This window comes from Flagellimonas algarum, from assembly GCF_040513375.1.
Taxonomy (GTDB): Bacteria; Bacteroidota; Bacteroidia; order Flavobacteriales; family Flavobacteriaceae; genus Flagellimonas_B; species Flagellimonas_B algarum.
On record NZ_JBEVTG010000002.1, the window covers coordinates 1,181,382 to 1,198,348 of the forward strand.

Sequence of the window (16,967 nt, forward strand, 5' to 3'; positions counted from 1 at the left end):
TTTGCCAAAACACAAATACGACCGTTTATGGAACTACTTGGGATAGATATTGGGGGATCAGGAATCAAAGGGGCATTGGTCAACGCCGAAACCGGCGAGATGCTTACCGAACGATTCCGCATTCCGACACCTCCAGATCGCAAACCGGATGATATGGCCCAGGTTATCAAACAAATCGTCGATCATTTCGACTACAAGGGCCCTGTCGGATGTGGTTTCCCGACCATCGTCAAGAAAGGTGTTTGTATTTCTCCCGGCAACCTGCACGAAAGCTGGGTAGGTGTCAATATCGATGAGCTGTTCACCGAGGTGACCGGCCAGGAGTTCACGGTATTGAACGATGCCGATGCAGCCGGCTATGCTTCCATGAATTATGGCGTCGGTCGTGGTAAGGACGGCCTGGTCGTCATGATCACCGTGGGGACCGGACTGGGTAGCGGTGCGTTTTACAACGGCCAATTGCTACCGAATTTCGAGTTGGGTCAGATTCCCTATAAGAAATACGATAAAATCGAACAATGGGCGGCTTCTTCTGCCAAGGAACGCGAAGACCTTTCGTATGAAAAATGGGCAAAGCGTTTCAACAAGTTCTTGAAGTATGTTGAAATCTTGGTCGCACCGGACCTCATCATCGTAGGTGGGGGTATTTCAAAAAAATGGGCGCAGTACGGCCACTTGATCGATATCGAGACCGATGTGGTGAAAGCCGAGTTGATGAACCATGCCGGTATTATCGGAGCAGCCATCGCCTGCTTGCGCGAGCAACACCACGGTCAGCTCACCAGCAAAGCTTAAGTGATTTTATTCCGCTTTCTATCGACTTCCTTGAGGTAGATCTTGCGCAACCGCAAATGGTTCGGCGTGACTTCGACATACTCATCTTTTTGGATGTACTCCAAAGCTTCTTCCAATGAGAATTTAATGGCAGGAACGATCTTCGCTTTGTCATCGGAACCTGCTGCCCGCACGTTACTCAATTTCTTGGTCTTGGTCACGTTCACGGTCATATCGTCTTGGCGCGAGTTTTCACCGATGACCTGACCTTCGTAAATATCTTCCCCTGGATCGATGAAAAACTTACCCCGTTCTTGCAGTTTGTCGATCGAATAAGGAATAGCCGTCCCATTTTCCATGGACACCAAAGACCCGTTGATCCGCCCGGCGATATCGCCCTTTAAGGGTTGGTATTCCAAAAAGCGGTGTGCCATGATGGCCTCACCTGCAGTGGCGGTCAACAATTGGTTTCGCAGTCCGATGATGCCGCGAGAAGGAATCAGGAATTCACAGGTCATACGGTCACCTTTGGCTTCCATACTGGTCATTTCCCCTTTTCGAATGGACACCATTTCAACAGCCTTTCCGGAAACTTCCTCTGGAAGATCGATGGTCAATTGTTCGATCGGTTCGCATTGAACCCCGTCGATTTCCTTGATGATCACCTGGGGTTGGCCGATCTGTAATTCGTAACCTTCGCGACGCATGGTCTCGATCAACACCGAAAGGTGCAATACCCCCCGTCCGAATACCATGAATTTATCAGCGCTATCGGTCGGCTCAACGCGCAAGGCCAAGTTTTTCTCCAATTCTTTTTCAAGACGCTCCTTAATGTGGCGTGAAGTGACGAATTTTCCATCCTTCCCGAAAAAAGGACTATCGTTTATGGTAAAGAGCATGCTCATGGTCGGCTCATCGATGGCGATGGTCTTCAGCTGCTCCGGATTTTCGAAGTCTGCGATCGTATCCCCGATTTCGAACCCATCCATCCCTACTATAGCACAGATATCACCAACGGTGACCTCGTCTACTTTCTGGCGGCCCAATCCTTCGAAGGTGAACAGTTCTTTGATCCTACTTTTAGCAACCGATCCGTCACGTTTGACCAAAGACACCTGTTGTCCTGACTTTAGGGTCCCTCGCTGCAAGCGCCCGATAGCGATCCGTCCTGTAAAGGATGAAAAATCCAAGGAGGTGATCAACATCTGGGTAGATCCTTCTTCCGCTTTGAACTCAGGTACATGGTCAATGACCATATCAAGCAATGGGGCGATGTTCTCGGTCGGCTGTTGCCAGTCTTCCGACATCCAACCTTGCTTGGCCGATCCATAGACCGTCGGGAAATCCAATTGCCATTCTTCGGCTCCCAATTCGAACATCAAGTCAAATACTTTTTCATGAACGGCTTCGGGATCACAGTTTTCTTTATCGACCTTGTTGATGACGACACAGGGTTTCAAGCCTAAATCGATGGCTTTTTGCAAAACAAAACGCGTCTGTGGCATAGGGCCTTCGAAAGCGTCGACCAACAACAAGACACCATCGGCCATGTTCAACACCCGTTCTACCTCACCCCCGAAATCGGCGTGACCCGGAGTATCGATGATATTGATTTTGGTTTCCTTGTAGCGTACCGAAACGTTCTTTGAGACAATGGTAATGCCCCGTTCGCGTTCGAGGTCGTTATTGTCGAGAATCAAGTCGCCTTTATTCTCGTTTTCACGGAACAAACGACAGTGATACATAATCTTATCGACCAAGGTGGTTTTTCCGTGGTCGACGTGGGCAATGATCGCGATATTCTTGATTTTCGACATGAGCCTGATTTTGAGGCTGCAAAGGTACGCGTAATTTCCCTTTTAGGCCCTATTTTTTCCTTTTAGAAACGACCCAACCCAATTTCAACGCCAAAAAGAGGCTGAAACCTTCATCGAACTCGTCGAAAAAATAACCGGGGCCGACTTCAAACCGGAACTGCAGTCCACGTGGAGCGGTTCGTTGCAGGCCATAGACCACCCCAGCACCGGCCAAAAGGTTCGAAGCGTAGTCGAGGTTGCCGATAACGGCATCGCCTCCTTGAACGGCGAAGGTAGGGGCTATATAATTGCCGGTATTTCCCGCGGTCCTTTTGCCGCGATCATTACGCCGGTCAAAATTGTAGTAATGTCGGTATTGCAACCTACCGATCGGATATATACCGAATTGGGCGTCACATCCCGAACAGTCGATCAAAGCGAACCCAATGGTCGCTTCAGCGGCCAAGGTCGAATTTTCGGAAATCCCCTTTTCATAAATCAGTCCGGGCAGCAAAAAATTCGCGGTCAATTGATGGTCTTCGGTCTGTTGTGCATTGGCGGAAACGACCCCTGCTAGGAGTATCGCGCAAAGGGCGATGGTTTTTACGTTCATGGTCAGTGATTTTTCCACAAATTCTAACAAGGATCATGCCAGAATTGTGGTATTTATCAGCGACCCGACCACACTAACTCCCGATTCGATTGTTCTCGTCTTCCAGTCCGGTTTTGCGCTTGCGCGCTTTTTTAATCTCATTGCGACCGAAGTCATAGGTCAACGAAAAGGCCACCTGACGGCTGTCGCTACCCCCACTTCCATCAATAAACAGATTACCGAATTGGGTAGTTCCACGCCAAGGTACCGTGTACAGGATATCGTTGAACGAGAGTCGTCCGGTAAATCGATCGTCGAAGAACTTTTGCTGGAAAGCCAGGTTCAAAGAACCTAAAGATTGGGTGCGATAGGTACCGCCCCAAATCGAAGGGGAGCTATACCAACCCGATATTTCCATACGCAGCCCCTTGGTCACGTTGAAGGTATTTTGGGCATACAGGCTCAAGGTTTCTTGGCGGATGGGTAAAAACTCCGTACTAGTGGCCTTAAAGTCACTGATGTAGGCATTAAGACTGAAATAGACGTTCCACCAATTGTAAATTTTCTTAGGATAGGAAATACCCAAATTGATCACTTCTTGATCTGCCACGTTCAAGGTGGTCAAAAAGTTGGTACTCTGCCCTTCGGCTACCGTAACCCTGGCGAAAAAATCGGAAACATAGCTGTAACTGATCGAAGTGGTCAACCTGTAGTTGAAGGTATGTGACAGTTTGATGTTGTTGGTATACTGGGGCTGCAGAAAGGGATTCCCCTTGCTAAACGAAAGTTCGTCAAGTTTATACTCAAAAGGGTTGAGCGATTGGTAATTGGGCCGTTGGATCCGTCGGCTGTACGTCAAGGCAAACTGGTTTTTACGGTTCATCTGATACGTCAGACCGCCAGAAGGAAAATAGTCGGTATAGTTACGTTGCACCCGTTCGTTGTCATTCTGTTGTTGGCTGGTGAGCTGCCCATCTGAATCGGTATTTTCGACCCGAAGCCCGAATTGCAAGTTCCATTTGCCCCATTTGCGATTGAAGTTCACATAAGCGGCATTGATGTTCTCCTGATACTCGAATTGATTGCTTTGGGTCGGGTCAAGGATGTTCTGCCCGTTTTCTTGGTTGAAAAAATCAAAGGTGTTGTCGGTATTGATCAAAGAGACCTTGAACCCCAGCCCCAACTTCCCTTTAAGGAAATTCTGCTCATAGTCGGATTTGATGGTTGCGATATCGATATCGATCGGGGTATCTTGAAAGGTGATGCGCTCATTTAGAACGGCGTCCCCATCGCCCGTCAAATAGGTATTGGGTTGAAAGGCATCGCGTTCACTATTATAGCGTCCGTAATCCAAATCGACATTGACCGAATACCCCAAGGTATCGGCATAGCGGTAATTCACGTTCGCATTGATATTGTACGAGGTGTTGTTGGTCTCGTTCTGGGCGACCAAAATACTGTCCAATACCGAAACCGCGACCGGACGGATTGGGGTGGTCGTATTGTTCGACGCAAAACTGTTGTTGAAATTCCCGTTGACGATCGCCCCAATGGTATGTTTCTCGTTGACATAATAGTCGTACCCTAGCTTGACGTTGTTGCTGTTTCGATCATAGATGCTCGAGGTACGCGCATCGAACTGGGTCTCGGATTGGGTCCGCAATAAATTGATGAATCCGGTACTTTTCCCGAATCGATTGCTGTAGGTGCCGTAGAAATTACCCTTCTTGCCCCGGTTATTGAAATTTACGCTGGCATTGCTTCGTCCGAAATCGCCAACGGTCAGGCCCGATGTAAAGGTGCCGTTGGTTCCTAGGCTTTTATCTTTTTTCAATTTGATGTTGATGATTCCGGCATTGCCCGCCGCATCGTACTTTGATGAAGGTTGGGTAATGATCTCAACGGCCTCGACATCGGTAGCCTGAAGGCTTTCGAGATAGTTGGTAAGGTCTTCGCCTTGCAGGACGGATAATTTTCCGTCGATAAAAATTTGGACACCGGACTTGCCTTCGACGATAATACCCCCATTGTTGTCAACAATGACCCCGGGGGCTTTGCGGAGCAATTCGAAAGCGCTGGTACCTGTAGCATTGATCGTATTCTCTACATTGAAAACCGTTTTATCGGCCAAAACCTGTACCATGGGTTTTTCGGCCGTTACGGTGACCTCTTCCAGGTTTTCGGTATTGGAGGTCAAGATCAATTCACCCAATACCAAATTACTTTCGACATAGAATTCGATTTTCTTTCGGTAATCGGAAAAACCCAAAGCCTTTACCGTCAATAGGTATTCGCTTGAAGGCATCCCTTTTAATACGAATAAACCTTCTTCGCTACTGATAGTGGCCTTCACTAGGCTTGAATCGAGGGGGGAGTTCAAGGTGATGGCCGCATAGGGTATGGCTTCTCCGGATTCGGTTTTCAACTCACCCGTGATGCTTTGTGCAAAACCGAAGGTGCCTAGGAATAAAAAGAAAAGGACTGCTGTGATTCTCATGATGTTCGTTTTTAATAGATACCCGAAATTCCGATTTTGGATGACCTCCTCAAAACGGCTATCGATGAGTGGTCCTATAGGCCGCTGGATCGTACCGGGTATCCATCCCTCTTATATACTCGAATTCGATGAAATGGTTACACCTACAGGCCCGTTTCGCAATGTAATGGATTTGAGAAGGGCCATCCGTCGATCTATAGGCCATTTCGACTTGAATTGCTTTAGAATGGTGGCAATTGGCCGTATTTTTCACTAAAGTCATGCGCTATGGACAAAAAAATCATTTGGGGAATCACCGTCAAGGAACTGCTCTTGGTCTTGGGGTTCTATGCCGTTTCGGCCTTCTTCTATCACTTGACCGTCTGGTATAGTATGGCTGATTTCGCCGAACGACGCACCCAGCTTCTGGGGTTAAAAGCGATTATCGATGGGGGTGGATTGCAATATTCGATTTTTTTCTTGTTCACCGTACCTATCTGGTGGTTGGTATTCAAAAAATTGAAGCACTGGTCTTTGGTCAAACGCATCCTTTTGCATGTCTTCTTATTACCGATTTTCATCATTTTGGCCCAAGAAGGCTACTACACCATTTGCGAGGCCATGGGCTGGGTGCACCTGCGGGGATCCGGCCAAGTTTGGGACCTGTATATTCCCGGACTGTTCTACCTCATTCAATTCGGTATCTTCCATTCGTATGAATATTATCGCATGGCCCAACAAAAGTTGCGCATCGAAGGGGAATTGCGGCAAGCGGCCTTAAAGAGCGAACTCGCAGCCATCAAAGCCCAGCTCAACCCCCATTTCCTATACAACGTCTTCAATACCATCAACGCCTCCGTACCGCCCCAGCAAGAGCAAACGAGACAATTGATCGCCACATTGGCCGATCTGTTCCGCTACCAACTCAAGGCCAGTAAGAAAGATGTGGTCAGTCTGGCCGAGGAACTTGAATTCGTTCAAAAATACCTCGACCTTGAAAAAGCACGTTTTGAAGATCGACTTGAAATCGAAGTGGATGTTGCCGAAAGCTTGAAATCGGAAAAAATCCCGCCCATGCTGCTGCAGCCTTTGGTCGAAAATTCGGTAAAACACGGCATTTCCAATTCCATGCACGGGGGCAAGATCTCCATTTCCATTTTCAAGGAAAACGGGAAGCTAAAATTCGAAATCGCCGATACCGGGAAAGGCGTTAACGATAAGGAGGGACTTCTCGGAAAAGGTGTCGGTCTGACCAACACCCAATTGCGCCTTCAAAAAATGTATCAAAGCAAACTGCAGATTTTGGACAACGATCCCCAAGGATTGAAAATTTGTTTTACCCTATGAAAAAAGTACTCATCGCCGATGACGAGAAAGCGGGTCGCATCTTGATCAAGGAATATTTGGAAGACTACCCGGAATTGGTGCTCGTCGCCGAAGTGAACAACGGGGTCGATGCCATTACCGAAATCAATCGTTTTAAACCCGATTTGGTATTTCTCGACATTCAAATGCCCGGTAAAACCGGATTCGAGGTATTGACCTACCTTGAAGAGATACCGGATATCATCTTCTCAACGGCCTATGATGAGTTCGCGCTTAAGGCCTTTGAAGTACATGCCGTCGATTACTTGCTCAAACCCTACACCAAGGAACGGTTCAAACAAGCGGTGCAACGTTTGGGTGGCGCCCATGAAAAATTGGGCAATCTGACCGAAAGCCTGCTCATGGAAAAAGCCGATTACCCTGAGCGGGTATTGGTACAACAAAATCGGAAGTTGATTACCATATCGGTGCAGGATATCGAATGGGTGGAAGCCTTCGGAGACTATTCAAAACTGCATATCGGAGACCAACAATGCCTCAGTAATTTTGGGATTTCGGCCTTAGAGGAAAAGTTGGACCCCAAAAAATTCCTAAGGGTACACCGCTCTTCGATCATCAATTTGGATAAGGTGAAAGAATTGAACAAATATGGCAAAAGCTATGATGTGACCTTGTTGAACGGTGAGGTAGTCCGAGTGAGTCGAGGCTATATGGATGCCTTAAAGAAAATCATGTTATAACGGCTTAGGGCTTATTTCTTGAAAAGGTCCCGCACTTTTCGCTTGGTAGCCACCCATCCGAAGGTAAAATTGAATAGTGGGCCGTACCCGTTGGGCACCCCATCACCGCGATAGTATCCGAAACCCAGTTCCAAATTGAAATTAAATCCCTTGCGGTAGGTGCGTTGAATGCCATAGACCCCTCCGTAAAAGGCCACTGCGAAATCATCAGGCCCCTCCAGATTGTCGGTCAACTGTAGCGGACCCCAGAAAATGCTTCGCGCCGGTGCCACGTAGTCGGCCGAATTACCGACGATGTTCTTGTTGATATCCAATCGGGTCTTGATATTGTGATAGTACCGGATGCGGGTGTGCCAAGCATACCCAAAGGTATAGCCTTCGTTATAGCTTGCCAGACCGGGCGTGAAACTGGTCGATACAGTGACGTTACGGATCAGCCCCAATTCATAGCGCAACCCAGGCCCTAAAAGGTTAATGGTCAGTTGATGCCGTTCCAAATTGATGATGCCCACCCCCTTTTCTTGGATATACTGCGCTTGCGATAGGGTACCCATTAAAAAAAATAGCGGGAATACGAAAAAAAGGTAACGGCCCATTGGTCAGGTTTGTTCTTCTAAAACTAGCACCTTCCCGTTGGCTAAGGGGTCCTTTTATCAAAAATTTAGCAGAAAAGACTATCGGCCCACACACCAGCGCTTTTCGCTGATGATCCACCCGAGACTGATATTGGCCACTGGGTAAATGCCACCATCGAAGGACCCTAGAAAATAAGCCGCCCCGACGTCAATAGAAAAACTTAGGCCTGAATTGTAACTGCGCTGCAGGCCGGTCACCAAACCTGCCGTTGCGAAAAATCCCTCGGCCATGGCTCCTTCAACGATACGGCTGCCCGATTCCAAAATCGAGACGGATGGGGCCACATAATTGGCCGAATTGCCATAAATCTGGTGTCCGCGACTCCCGCGGCTCCCAAAGTTGTAGTAATACCGGTTTTGTACGGTTATCGCCGGAAACAGCTCATAATTCTCAAGTGGGTTCTCGGTGAAAGGGTCCAAAGACGGTTTTAGGGCCACCCTGAAATCGAGGGTTGAATTGACCCCAAGGGCCATTTCGTATTCAAAACCCGGACTGATCGCATTGATCTTGAATTGACGCAATTCACAATTCTTGCCGAATTGGGCCGACGCCAAGAAGGTATGCAGCAAAAAGGCAATGGGTATAAGGCGATGCATCGTAGGTTCTTTGGGTATATCTATAACGATCCTATTTCAAAATAGTATTTTTGTCGAAAATTTAGTCATGGCATTATCCGGGATACCTAAAATAAAACACGCTGACGGCGACAATTTCTTCTTACTGGCCGGCCCTTGTGCGATTGAAGGGGAAGATATGGCCCTTCGAATCGCCGAAAAAGTGGTTGAGATCACCACCAAATTGGCCATCCCTTACGTCTTTAAGGGGAGTTTCAAAAAAGCGAACCGAAGCCGAATCGATTCCTTTACCGGTATCGGCGATGAAAAGGCCCTGAAGATCCTTAGGAAAGTTTCGGAAACCTTTGATGTACCCACCATTACCGATATCCACCAGGTGGAAGATGCCGCCATGGCCGCCGCATATGTCGACGTGTTGCAAATTCCGGCTTTTTTGGTACGGCAGACCGATTTGGTGGTCGCCGCGGCCAAAACCGGTAAATTAGTGAATTTGAAAAAAGGGCAGTTCATGAGTCCCGAAAGCATGCAACATGCCGTGCGTAAAGTCACCGACTCGGGCAATGACCATGCGTGGATAACCGATAGGGGCACCATGTTCGGCTACCAAGATATGGTGGTCGATTTTAGGGGGGTACCGACCATGAAAGCGTTTGCCCCAGTCGTCTTGGATGTCACCCACAGCCTACAGCAACCAAATCAAACTTCAGGGGTGACCGGAGGTCGACCCGCCTTGATCGGCACCATGGCCCGGGCAGGAATCGCCGCCGGAGTCGATGGTCTGTTCATGGAAACGCACTTTGATCCGGCCAATGCCAAAAGTGATGGGGCGAATATGCTTGATCTAAGTTTGTTGGAAAAGCTGCTGTCCGATTTGGTCGCCATACGAAAAGTGATCGCTGATCTTGCACCTTGAATATGAAGTTTATTTTGACCTCGTTGGCCATATTCTTCGTACCAATGGCCCTCTTTTCACAGTTCAAATTCGGTTTCCTTAACGAGCACCATCGCCACATGGAACGCTATGATAAAGATACCACAGCCAATGCCGTGGTACTTTATGAAAAGGGGGATTTCAAATTCCAACTGTTCAACCGAAATATCTATTTGATCAAAGAATATCAGGTTGAACTAAAAATTTTGAACGAGCAAGGTTTTGAACACGCTACGGTCTCCATACCATATTACCACACTGAAGATCGGACTGAAAAAGTCTACGATATCAAGGGAATGACGCATAACGGCGTTTCCAAAACGGGACTTTTGGCCAGTGAAATTTTTACCACCGATGAGAACGAGAACTGGTCGTACAAAAAGTTCACCTTACCGAACGTAAAGGAAGGAGCGATCATACAATACACCTATAAAATCAAATCCCCGTTTTTTTTCAATCTTGACGGATGGAACTTCCAATCGGAAATTCCGAAGTTATATAGCGAATTCAACGCCGAGATTCCTGGTAATTATTACTACAATCGAAGCCTTTTCGGTTCCTTGCCTTTATCGACCAAAGTGAATGAAATAAAAAATCGATGCTTTAATGTTGGGTACGGTTATCCTGTTGTCGATTGCGAAGTGATTACCTATGCCATGAAAGACGTACCCGCATTCGACAAAAGCGAATCCTACATGCTGGCCCCGTCCAACTACATGGCTCGATTGGAATTCGAATTGGCTACCCATTACCGGTATGATGGCACAAAAAAACAATATACCAAGTCATGGGATGCAGTTGATCGTGAGTTCAAGAAAGACAAGGATATCGGTAGGCAACTGGCCAAAAATTACTTCTTTTCGAAACAATTACCAGAGCATCTTTTCACCGAGGGGGATGCATTGACCAAGGCCAAAAATATCTATGCCTTCGTCAAAGACCATTTTACCTGGAACGGCAAATTCGGCATCTACAAAGACATTAGGGTCAAACAGGCCTTTAATGAAGGTACCGGCAACATCGGCGAGATCAACATTTCATTGATCAACCTGCTTAAAGCTGCCGGAATTTCGACCAATTTGATGCTGCTTTCAACTCGCAAGAATGGGCTGGCCAAAAAAAGCCAACCGGTTATCTCAGATTTCAACTATGTAATTGCCAAGGTCAACATCGATGGTAAGGACTACTTACTCGACGCCACGGATAAACGAATGCCCTTTGGCATACTCCCTTTCCGGTGTTTGAACCATTATGGACGGGTGATGGACTTTAAAGAAGATAGCTATTGGTACGATATCAAGGCGGAGAAAAAAAATAAGATATTGATACGCGGGAATGCGGAAATCGATGTAGCCAATGGAACGGTCTCAGGTAAGTTCCGTGAAATCAACGAAGGGTATATGGCCATTGGTAAATACCGTCATCTGGCTTCCTTGGAGGAATCGCAATACCTAGAAGCCATGGAATCGAATTCGGGTGCCGACGTCAGTATTGACAATTATGTTTTTGAACTCAACCGAAGCAATGACAAACGTAGTGTTCAATCGTATTCCTTCACTATAGAAAACCAAACCGCGGGTGACAAGCTTTATCTAAACCCCTTTTTGGTCCCCTTTTTTGAAAAAAACCCTTTTCTCAAACAACAAAGAAGCTTTCCCGTCGACTTCGGTTATGCCCGGACGTATGAGTATGGCATGACATTCAAAGTACCAGAGAACTACGCTTTAGAGGAATTACCCGAAGGACGGAAGATAGTTTTGCCCAACAATGGTGGTTCATTGGAATTCCAATGTGCTGCGGGAAATGGAACCGTTAATGTGCGCTATCTTTTGGTGATTAACCGTGTATACCATGAAGTGGAACATTACCCCCTTCTAAAAGAACTCTATTCCCAGGCGGTTTCCCTGCAAAAAAATACGCTGTTGCGATTTCGCAGGATTTGAGATCAAATCAACGCTTGTAAAAACCTTTTGCCCGAAGGGCATACGCTTCTTCGAGAACATCGACCAAAACGGTATCGTCAATAGCTTCGAGTGCGCTATAGCGTAGCGATTTTACCACCTTCCGATCTTTGGAGACCATCAATTCGATATGTTTGGTCAAGTGGGCCGAATTCCAAAAAGCGACATCGACATAGTCCTTGTTTTTGGGTACGTTGACATAGCAGATCGGTTGTTTGCCCGCATAAAAACACGGAATGCCCCATTTGTACTTCATGTTGACTTCGGGAATGACCGCTTCAATGGTCGATTTTACGTGTAACACGATCGCACGCAACGCTTCAGGCAATTGCATGATATAGGTTTCTGCAGGATTCATAGCACGAAAATATCCAATGAAAACGAGCTGGCAATCAAATTTTTCATTTACTTTGCATTTCAAAGTACTTTTAAATGGACTCAAATAAGTATATCGACGATATCTCGGAAATCAAGGAACTAATGAACCGTTCTTCGCGGTTTTTGTCATTGAGTGGCCTTTCTGGGATTTTGGCCGGCATCTATGCCTTGGCCGGCGCCTGGGGCGCCTATGTATTCCTTTTCCCCAAAACGGGCGAGTATTTGGTGCTGGACAGCTGGAATTTCAGGTTGACGGTCTTCGTATTGCTATCCGTGGCTATTTTGAGCACCTTGACCGCTTTTATTTTGACCCGTCGTAAGGCCCGGCAGAACAACGAAAAGGTTTGGGGCGCCACGACGCGACGTTTGTTGTTCCATTTTTTGATTCCTTTGGTTACTGGGGGCATTTATATCTTGATCAAGTTGAAAAGCCAGCACTATGGCTTAACCGCCTCCTTGATGTTGATTTTTTATGGGATGGCCTTGGTCAATGCTTCAAAATACACCCTCGGTAACGTACGGTATCTGGGGCTGGCAGAAATCGTTCTGGGATTGCTTTGTGCCGCCTTACCAGGCTATGGATTTTGGTTTTGGGTCATCGGTTTTGGGATATTGCACATCGTTTACGGAAGTTTGATCTATTTTGGCGAAGGAAATAAGGGTTAATGGGACTCATAGACAATATCAATAAAATTTTCGACCATCGCATCCGATTGGGGATCATGTCGATTCTGATGGTCAATGAGTCGGTCGATTTCAATCGGTTGAAGGAACTCTTGGGAGTGACCGACGGCAATCTTGCCAGCCATACCAAGACCCTCGAGAACGCCAGTTATATCGTCATCGAAAAATCCTTCGTCGGACGCAAACCCAACACCAAGTACAAAGCGACCAAAATCGGTAAAGCGGCGTTCAAAAAACACATCGAGGCGCTGGAGGCCTTGATCAAATCAGGTTAAATTTTTTTATCATTTTACTTTGTATTTCAAAGTACTTTTAAACTATTATTATGGAAGTCATTAAAAAACAAAAATTCGGAAATTGGTTCAGGACATCGATCACCGCAAGGATGTTGGTCGTTGGGTTTATTTTAATCGTGCTGTTGATTCCCTTGGGATTCGTCAAAGACCTCATTCGGGAACGTGGCCATCGCCAGGCCGAAGTCATTCATGAAATCAATCAAAAGTGGGGCAATGAGGTGGTGCTTTACGGGCCCATCATCAAGATCCCTTATAAAACCTATAAAGAACAGCACACTTTTGACGACAAGACCAAAACCTACATCAAGACCTATGAGGAAATACCGCACGAGGCCTATTTCTTTCCGGATGCCCTGGGCATCAGGGCAGACGTCGACACCAAACCTTTGGAACGTGGCATTTACGAGTCGGTGGTCTTTACCTCCCAAATCGATATCGATGGCCGTTTTTCTTCCTTTGATTTTAGCAGTAAGGAAATCCCAGCTGAGGACATTCTTTGGGAAAAGGCCACTGTGCAATTCAAAACATCCAATCTCAAAGGCATCAACGATGAGGTAGAGATCGCTATCGGAAATCAAGCCTTGGCGTTAAAACCGAAATTCGACAAGCAGTACCTCAGTGTGCTGGAAAGCGGGTATCTCAACCAGCTATCGAAAACCGAAGGCAAGGCCATGGATTTCACACTCTCTTTGCGCGTGAACGGCAGTGAAAGCTTGCGTTTCGTACCGATCGGTAAGGAAACCACGGCCCAGATGGCCTCGAACTGGCATTCCCCAAGTTTTACGGGTAACTACCTCCCCAACGACCGTTCAAAACGTATCGGTCCGGACGGGTTCAAGGCTGATTGGAAAGTGTTGGAGATCAACCGGCAATACGGGCAACAGTTTTTCGATGAGCTGCCCGAACTCACTTCATATGCCTTCGGCACAGATCTGATCATACCGATCGACGATTACCAAAAAACGGAACGAACCAGCAAGTACGGCTTGATGATCATCGGTTTGACCCTGTTCGTGTTCCTAATGATCCAAATCATCAGCAAAATAGACATCCACCCCTTCCAATACTTGATGATCGGGCTGGCTTTGGTGATGTTCTACACCCTGCTACTGTCGATTTCGGAGCACCAAAATTACCTGATCGCCTATGTGATCGCCGGTATTTCGGTGGTGCTGCTCATCAGTCTGTATTCACGTACCATATTGAAAAACAGAAAATTCCCCCTTTTCATTTTCGGATCGATGACCGCGCTTTATGGGTTCATATTCGTCATCATACAGCTTGAAAATTATGCGCTTCTGGTGGGTAGCATCGGATTGTTCGTCATTTTGGCGATCATCATGTTCACCTCGAAAAAAATCGACTGGTCGGGCCAAAAAGGGCCCCTGACCGCATAAAAGATCCGGCCCCATCTTTCGATGGATGGGGCCTTTTCTAATACATACCATGAAACGACTTTTGCACTTTGTATACCATCGGTACGGTCCACTGTTAGCGCTCACGGCCTTCGCCGTTGTGCTCATCCTTTTGCGCGTCTGTATCACTTCGACCATGTTCTATACCTTTTTACTCTGGAACCTCTTTTTGGCCGTGCTTCCCTATGCCCTGGGTCAAATCATCAAGCGCAACGGACTGGTGCATGGCAGATTACGCTTTGGCATGCCTTTGTTCATAATTTGGCTATTGTTATTGCCCAATGCCCCTTATTTGATGACCGACTTGGTACACCTGCACAGCCCGCATTCGAATTGGAAATGGTTTGATCTCTTTACTGTTTTCGTTTTCGGTCTCGCCGGACTCTTCTTTGGAGCACTTTCCATTCTCGATATGCAAGGCATCCTATGGCTCCGCTTCGGGGGAAAGGTAGCGCGGGCCCTAACGTTTACGATATGTTTATTGACCGGTTACGGCATGTATTTAGGGCGATTCTTGAGATTCAATTCTTGGGATGCGCTTTTGAAACCCAAGCAAGTCGCGATCCATGCGCTCTCGGCGCTTGGTCACCCAAAGGTTTGGATGTTGTCGCTGGCTTTCGGCACTTTTCTCTGGTTGGTGGTTCGCGCCTTACATTGGGTCAAACAAGGAGGCTAATCGTAGACCATGCCCTTATAGGGCGTTTAAAATAAAGGCGTACAGTAGAAAAAACTTTAGGAGGCGTAGGCCGAGGAATTCAGTGTACCGTTGAATTCGGCATCAAAATCCCTTTGGATCAAAGTGGCATAAGCGGCAGGGGTCTTCGCCCCGATGCCAATATGTTTGGTATCGAGATCGACATCAAAATAAAAGCAACCCAGGTCTTCACAAGATTCGGAATCCAACCGTTCGATAAGGAATTTGGTGATTTTGGGCCTGAGTTCGTATTCGAACTCGATACAGGCTTTTTTGAGCGCGTCGCTCATTTGATTTCCAGGGAACTTCCAGTTAAACTTCATTTTGTTTAAGGACAAAAGCCTTTCAATATATACAATTTCATGAATATGTAGTGCTTCCGCTTAAACAAAATGGACGAACAACCTCATTCTTCGCCGTCTACATAGTCTTGCAGGTAGGCATAGGGTTGGGTCAATCGGCCATCGGCGGTCATTTTGGCCCGCTCGAGTATGCCGTCCATATCCCGATTAAAGAAAGCCGGAATCACATATTTGGCGAAGGCATCCCCAAAACCATCACTGGCATCACGTGGTAACTCGGCAGGTAGGTTGTCGACCGCCATAACGGCTACGGCGTTCAGGGCCTTGAAATCGATTTCCTTTTCCGTTTCCGGATCATACCCATATATGGGATCCGCGATGGTCGAGGGGCGAATCGTAGTCGCGACCGGGCCATCGATGTCACAACTGATATCGGCAACGACCTTGATGTTGAAGTCGGCATGTTTGGCATCTTCCCGGGTATACAAATACGGCGCACCATCGCCGTAAAAGTGCCCTGCGATGTAAAAATCGGTCACTTCGGCAAAACGGAAGAAGTTCGAACGGTATTCCTCAGGGCGGGCGAAAAAGTCCGCCTTGTTGCCACGTACCCCGTCTTTGCGCTTGTTGTATTCCGATGCATCGATTTGGCAATACACCGGCTCGTCATAGGTTTCGTTTAGAAAGTCGGTTACACCCACCCTCTTCATGCCCATGGCATCGATCATCTCACGGGCGCCATTGCCCACGCGACCGCGACCGGTCAATAAGACTTTGATTGCGGGCAATCGAATGCCGTTCAAGGCATCGATCAAGGCCTGTTGGTCTTTCAAGGTTTCGGCTTTGGGCAATTGAAAGGTATCGTACTTCATACCATAGGCCCGCACGCCGTTGTATGCCCCGACGATACCGGCGTACCGGCCAAAAGCCACCAATCGTTGGCCTTTCGGGTTGGTAATGACCTCGTGGTCATAGAGTTCGATATTTTTCTCTAAAATGGCTCGAAGCAAATCGCGATTGTAGGGCTGCTTTTTGATCGTATGCGAAAAGAAAAAGTACTTCTTATTGGGAATCAACGCATCGATAGGTACCTCCTTCACACCAAGCAGCACATCACATTCCTCCATTTTCGACGCTACCTCGATTCCTGCATCGCGATATTCATCGTCGGAAAAAACCCGAATGGGCGAAGGTTCAACGATAATTTGTGCCCTAGGATGATTTTGCATGACCGTCTGGCAAAGTGATGGGGAAAGCACTACGCGTTTATCAGGAGGGTTCTTCCGTTCTCTTATGATTCCGAACTTCATGAAATAATGGTATAATTCTTGCCGAAAATAAGGGGATCGGAAGGGGTAAACAAACTTTTCTGCCAAGGGCGGATATTTGAT

At 47.1% G+C, this 16,967-nt stretch carries 17 protein-coding genes; 9 read left to right on the plus strand and 8 right to left on the minus strand.

The annotated features are described in order from the left end of the window. Positions 1 to 27: 27 nt before the first annotated feature. Positions 28 to 795 (plus strand): polyphosphate--glucose phosphotransferase, encoded by a 768-nt coding sequence (gene ppgK / locus ABV409_RS12680; RefSeq protein WP_353877962.1) that lies wholly within the window; start codon positions 28 to 30, stop codon positions 793 to 795. Here ppgK and typA read toward each other — a convergent pair. From typA to ABV409_RS12695, 3 genes are all read right to left on the minus strand, one after another. After that, positions 792 to 2,591 carry a translational GTPase TypA gene (gene typA / locus ABV409_RS12685; protein WP_353877963.1) on the minus strand — a complete coding sequence of 600 codons (1,800 nt, stop codon included), beginning with the start codon at positions 2,589 to 2,591 and terminating at the stop codon, positions 792 to 794. The two genes, ppgK and typA, sit on opposite strands and share 4 nt — an antisense overlap. Before the next feature lie 49 nt (positions 2,592 to 2,640). Continuing rightward, positions 2,641 to 3,183, minus strand: a complete 543-nt coding sequence (locus ABV409_RS12690) for a hypothetical protein (protein WP_353877964.1) — start codon at positions 3,181 to 3,183, stop codon at positions 2,641 to 2,643. A gap of 73 nt (positions 3,184 to 3,256) precedes the next feature. Continuing rightward, the gene (locus ABV409_RS12695) at positions 3,257 to 5,659 is read right to left on the minus strand and encodes a TonB-dependent receptor domain-containing protein (RefSeq protein ID WP_353877965.1); all 2,403 of its coding nucleotides are present in this window, start codon (positions 5,657 to 5,659) and stop codon (positions 3,257 to 3,259) included. 267 nt (positions 5,660 to 5,926) lie between these two features. On the opposite strand from ABV409_RS12695, the gene ABV409_RS12700 reads away from it, so the two are divergent. Continuing rightward, a complete protein-coding gene (locus tag ABV409_RS12700) occupies positions 5,927 to 6,985 on the plus strand; it encodes a sensor histidine kinase (protein WP_353877966.1) in 1,059 nt (352 codons plus the stop codon). Then, a complete protein-coding gene (locus tag ABV409_RS12705; protein ID WP_353877967.1) occupies positions 6,982 to 7,704 on the plus strand; it encodes a LytR/AlgR family response regulator transcription factor in 723 nt (240 codons plus the stop codon). The genes ABV409_RS12700 and ABV409_RS12705 overlap by 4 nt, the downstream gene beginning before the upstream one ends. An 11-nt stretch (positions 7,705 to 7,715) precedes the next feature. On the opposite strand, the gene ABV409_RS12710 is transcribed toward ABV409_RS12705, so the two are convergent. Next, the gene (locus tag ABV409_RS12710; protein WP_353877968.1) at positions 7,716 to 8,258 is read right to left on the minus strand and encodes a hypothetical protein; all 543 of its coding nucleotides are present in this window, start codon (positions 8,256 to 8,258) and stop codon (positions 7,716 to 7,718) included. Between the two features lie 120 nt (positions 8,259 to 8,378). Continuing rightward, positions 8,379 to 8,936, minus strand: coding sequence for a hypothetical protein (locus ABV409_RS12715; RefSeq protein ID WP_353877969.1), 558 nt, complete (start codon positions 8,934 to 8,936; stop codon positions 8,379 to 8,381). A gap of 67 nt (positions 8,937 to 9,003) precedes the next feature. Between ABV409_RS12715 and kdsA the strand changes: the two genes are divergently transcribed. Further along, positions 9,004 to 9,828, plus strand: coding sequence for a 3-deoxy-8-phosphooctulonate synthase (gene kdsA, locus ABV409_RS12720; RefSeq protein WP_353877970.1), 825 nt, complete (start codon positions 9,004 to 9,006; stop codon positions 9,826 to 9,828). A 2-nt stretch (positions 9,829 to 9,830) separates the two neighbouring features. Then, positions 9,831 to 11,789 carry a DUF3858 domain-containing protein gene (locus tag ABV409_RS12725; RefSeq protein WP_353877971.1) on the plus strand — a complete coding sequence of 653 codons (1,959 nt, stop codon included), beginning with the start codon at positions 9,831 to 9,833 and terminating at the stop codon, positions 11,787 to 11,789. A gap of 7 nt (positions 11,790 to 11,796) precedes the next feature. Here the strand turns inward: ABV409_RS12725 and ABV409_RS12730 are convergent, their stop codons facing one another. Next, a complete protein-coding gene (locus tag ABV409_RS12730; RefSeq protein WP_353877972.1) occupies positions 11,797 to 12,165 on the minus strand; it encodes a DUF1801 domain-containing protein in 369 nt (122 codons plus the stop codon). A 74-nt stretch (positions 12,166 to 12,239) separates the two neighbouring features. Between ABV409_RS12730 and ABV409_RS12735 the strand changes: the two genes are divergently transcribed. Genes ABV409_RS12735 through ABV409_RS12750 form a run of 4 tightly spaced genes read left to right on the plus strand, consistent with a single transcriptional unit; the run spans position 12,240 to position 15,256 of the window. Beyond that, the gene (locus ABV409_RS12735; protein WP_353877973.1) at positions 12,240 to 12,851 is read left to right on the plus strand and encodes a hypothetical protein; all 612 of its coding nucleotides are present in this window, start codon (positions 12,240 to 12,242) and stop codon (positions 12,849 to 12,851) included. Continuing rightward, positions 12,851 to 13,144 carry a winged helix-turn-helix domain-containing protein gene (locus ABV409_RS12740; RefSeq protein ID WP_353877974.1) on the plus strand — a complete coding sequence of 98 codons (294 nt, stop codon included), beginning with the start codon at positions 12,851 to 12,853 and terminating at the stop codon, positions 13,142 to 13,144. The genes ABV409_RS12735 and ABV409_RS12740 overlap by 1 nt, the downstream gene beginning before the upstream one ends. 50 nt (positions 13,145 to 13,194) lie before the next feature. Next, positions 13,195 to 14,562, plus strand: coding sequence for a cell envelope integrity protein CreD (creD, locus tag ABV409_RS12745; RefSeq protein ID WP_353877975.1), 1,368 nt, complete (start codon positions 13,195 to 13,197; stop codon positions 14,560 to 14,562). Between the two features lie 49 nt (positions 14,563 to 14,611). Then, positions 14,612 to 15,256 (plus strand): DUF1361 domain-containing protein, encoded by a 645-nt coding sequence (locus tag ABV409_RS12750; RefSeq protein ID WP_353877976.1) that lies wholly within the window; start codon positions 14,612 to 14,614, stop codon positions 15,254 to 15,256. A gap of 56 nt (positions 15,257 to 15,312) precedes the next feature. On the opposite strand, the gene ABV409_RS12755 is transcribed toward ABV409_RS12750, so the two are convergent. Together ABV409_RS12755 and ABV409_RS12760 are read right to left on the minus strand one after the other, a co-directional pair. Next, positions 15,313 to 15,597 (minus strand): hypothetical protein, encoded by a 285-nt coding sequence (locus tag ABV409_RS12755; protein WP_353877977.1) that lies wholly within the window; start codon positions 15,595 to 15,597, stop codon positions 15,313 to 15,315. 83 nt (positions 15,598 to 15,680) lie between these two features. Beyond that, positions 15,681 to 16,886, minus strand: a complete 1,206-nt coding sequence (locus tag ABV409_RS12760) for an NAD(P)-dependent oxidoreductase (protein WP_353877978.1) — start codon at positions 16,884 to 16,886, stop codon at positions 15,681 to 15,683. Between the last annotated feature and the right edge of the window lie 81 nt (positions 16,887 to 16,967).

Bases quoted from the DNA above. Each gene is read 5' to 3' on its own strand.
- ppgK (WP_353877962.1), top strand. From the start codon at position 28: ATGGAACTACTTGGGATAGATATTGGGGGATCAGGAATCAAAGGGGCA.
- typA (WP_353877963.1), bottom strand. From the start codon at position 2,591: ATGTCGAAAATCAAGAATATCGCGATCATTGCCCACGTCGACCACGGA.
- ABV409_RS12690 (WP_353877964.1), bottom strand. From the start codon at position 3,183: ATGAACGTAAAAACCATCGCCCTTTGCGCGATACTCCTAGCAGGGGTC.
- ABV409_RS12695 (WP_353877965.1), bottom strand. From the start codon at position 5,659: ATGAGAATCACAGCAGTCCTTTTCTTTTTATTCCTAGGCACCTTCGGT.
- ABV409_RS12700 (WP_353877966.1), top strand. From the start codon at position 5,927: ATGGACAAAAAAATCATTTGGGGAATCACCGTCAAGGAACTGCTCTTG.
- ABV409_RS12705 (WP_353877967.1), top strand. From the start codon at position 6,982: ATGAAAAAAGTACTCATCGCCGATGACGAGAAAGCGGGTCGCATCTTG.
- ABV409_RS12710 (WP_353877968.1), bottom strand. From the start codon at position 8,258: ATGGGTACCCTATCGCAAGCGCAGTATATCCAAGAAAAGGGGGTGGGC.
- ABV409_RS12715 (WP_353877969.1), bottom strand. From the start codon at position 8,936: ATGCATCGCCTTATACCCATTGCCTTTTTGCTGCATACCTTCTTGGCG.
- kdsA (WP_353877970.1), top strand. From the start codon at position 9,004: ATGGCATTATCCGGGATACCTAAAATAAAACACGCTGACGGCGACAAT.
- ABV409_RS12725 (WP_353877971.1), top strand. From the start codon at position 9,831: ATGAAGTTTATTTTGACCTCGTTGGCCATATTCTTCGTACCAATGGCC.
- ABV409_RS12730 (WP_353877972.1), bottom strand. From the start codon at position 12,165: ATGAATCCTGCAGAAACCTATATCATGCAATTGCCTGAAGCGTTGCGT.
- ABV409_RS12735 (WP_353877973.1), top strand. From the start codon at position 12,240: ATGGACTCAAATAAGTATATCGACGATATCTCGGAAATCAAGGAACTA.
- ABV409_RS12740 (WP_353877974.1), top strand. From the start codon at position 12,851: ATGGGACTCATAGACAATATCAATAAAATTTTCGACCATCGCATCCGA.
- creD (WP_353877975.1), top strand. From the start codon at position 13,195: ATGGAAGTCATTAAAAAACAAAAATTCGGAAATTGGTTCAGGACATCG.
- ABV409_RS12750 (WP_353877976.1), top strand. From the start codon at position 14,612: ATGAAACGACTTTTGCACTTTGTATACCATCGGTACGGTCCACTGTTA.
- ABV409_RS12755 (WP_353877977.1), bottom strand. From the start codon at position 15,597: ATGAAGTTTAACTGGAAGTTCCCTGGAAATCAAATGAGCGACGCGCTC.
- ABV409_RS12760 (WP_353877978.1), bottom strand. From the start codon at position 16,886: ATGAAGTTCGGAATCATAAGAGAACGGAAGAACCCTCCTGATAAACGC.